Raw genomic sequence first — 2,427 nt, 5'->3', positions numbered from 1 at the left:
GAACTAACCTCTGGAGAATGGCATTTAGCAGTTGCAGAACCAGAAAATTACCTATTAGTGGGTGAAATGGAATTATGCAACCGTACCAAAAGCTTAGAAATTATGGTGCCAGAAATACAAGCAGAGGTAAAACTGCTGTCTGGTGCAAGTTTAGAAAAAGTAAATTATCAAACTCAAATTATTCCCTTCCATGAAGATGCTCCAGCTAGACCCGATAACTATTGGTTTGCTTATATCGTTAAAGTAGGAAAAAAGACAAAACTGAAGATATCAATAGATATTCGTGGGGAAAATTTAGACCAACTCAAGTCAGCTTGGATTAAAGTCAATTATATTACCTATGGGCCTCAAGGTCGCATTCCCAAAACTCGCCATATTGTAGTACCTCTCAAATTTCCCGATCCTAAAGCTACTCCAAATCAGCGAGAAGCGCAAAATGCAACAGTATTTCCCATTCGCACTCATTTATTAACAGAGTTAGACGATCCGATAGAAATTGTCCAACGTTATGTCGTTCCTCATGCTCAACCAGGGGACATAGTTACCATCGGTGAAACACCCCTGGCCTTAATACAAGGTCGTTTTCGTCACCCTACTGACGTTAAACCGGGATGGGTAGCCAAACGTATCTGTTACTTCTTTCTGCCCACTTCAAGTCTGGCAACAGCCTGTGGGATGCAAACCCTGGTAGATATTGTTGGACCAATCAAAGTATTTATGGCCTTTTTAGGAGGTGCCATAGCCAAATTATTAGGGAAACCTGGTATGTTCTATCAATTTGCAGGAGAACAAGCCAGACTAATAGATGATGTTACCGGAACTTTACCTCCTTATGACCAATTTATAGTTTTAGGTCCAGAAAATCCTCAAAAATTAGTAGAACAAATACAAAAAGCAACTGGTCTGGGTGCAGCAATAGTAGATGTTAACGATTTGAAAGCAGTTAAAATATTAGCAGCAACCTCTAACGTATCTACTTCTTTATTAGAGGAAGCTTTAAGAAGTAATCCCGCAGGAAACGCGGATGAACAAACCCCAGTAGTTTTGATCAGGTCATCATCATCATAAAACAAGAAGTTGATGGAAATGAAGGCTAAAAAAGTGAAGATTACTGGAATGAGCAAGATATAAAGTATTACTAATGCTTATATAGCTAATCTTAAACAACTATAAACTCACGCCCATTTTAGTCATTCAAAATTATTTGAATGACTAAAAACTAATTTAGCCAAATTTCCAGCTCCACAAAAATCAAAACTTTATTTGATATCAGCACCTAAAAATCTAGAAGAAAAAATAATGAAACCTTTAACCCGCCAAAACAAAAGTCAGGTGGTCATCCGTCCCCTAGAGTACCGCGACCTAGAAGCTATCAAGAACCTATGTAGGGAAACTCCAGAGGTACAACACAACCATCGAGATGTTACCTTTAACCTCTCTCCTATTAGCTTAAGCCAGAAATTACCACAAATTAGTCGTTGGTACTGGCCTATAAAATTATTGAGCCTTTTCCCTAATCCCTGCAAATATTTGTTAATTTCCTATGTTGCAGAAGTAGATGGACAAATTAAAGGGGCAATCCAGGTCTCTCCTAGCAACCGCACTCGCAGCAGTTGGCGGGTAGAAGGAATAGTTACGGAAGAAACAGGGACTAACAGAGGAATAGGTTCTCAACTATTACGATACTGCTTTGAGAAAATTTGGGAAGCACGCACATGGTTATTGGAAGTTAATGTTAACGATAAAGAGACGATGGCCCTTTATCGCCAAAATGGTTTTCAGCCATTAGCTCAAATTACTTATTGGACAATTACTCCCCAACAATTACAAGAGTTAGCCCTTTCTCAGCCAAATTTACCAAACTTACTACCTGTGAGTAATGCTGATGCTCAGTTGCTCTATCAATTGGACACAGCATCTATGCCTCCTCTAGTACGGCAAGTATTCGACCGCCATATCCCAGATTTTAAAACTGGCTTTGTTAGTAGTTTAATAGAGGGAGTAAGGCAATGGCTAAATCATAATGAATTGGTTAGTGGGTATGTATTTGAACCCCAACGTAAGGCAGCGATCGGCTACTTTCAAGTACAATTATGTCGTGATGGTACACAACCACATATAGCTCAATTAACTGTACATCCAGCTTATACTTGGTTGTATCCAGAGTTATTATCTCAAATGGCAACGTTGGCTCAAGATTTTCCCGATCAATCTCTACAACTTGCTTCTGTTGATTATCAACCTGAACGTGAAGCATATTTAGAAAAGATAAAAGCTCAACAAATTGAACATTCTTTGTTGATGTCTCGTTCTGTTTGGCATAAACTTCGAGAGTCTAAGTCTGTTATTTCTGACCTCCAGTTTTCGGAAGTTCTTCAAGGTCTGCAACCAGTTCGTAAACCAGTTCCTAGTCGTAGTTCTTTGTTA

At 39.0% G+C, this 2,427-nt stretch carries 2 protein-coding genes; both read left to right on the top strand.

All coding sequences use genetic code 11. The features are described from left to right. Positions 1–1,068, top strand: a 1,068-nt coding sequence (locus F6K13_RS28445; protein ID WP_287289209.1) for a F420-0:Gamma-glutamyl ligase, incomplete at its 5' end; no start/stop codon positions are given. A gap of 231 nt (positions 1,069–1,299) precedes the next feature. Continuing rightward, the coding region (locus F6K13_RS28440) for a GNAT family N-acetyltransferase (RefSeq protein ID WP_287289207.1) at positions 1,300–2,427 on the top strand (1,128 nt) is incomplete at its 3' end.

The sequence above is a fragment of the Okeania sp. SIO2B9 genome (genome assembly GCF_010672505.1).
GTDB classification, from domain to species: Bacteria; Cyanobacteriota; Cyanobacteriia; order Cyanobacteriales; family Microcoleaceae; genus Okeania; species Okeania hirsuta.
Note: the sequence above shows the minus strand (reverse complement) of the source record. Positions and strands in the feature narration are given on the sequence as shown.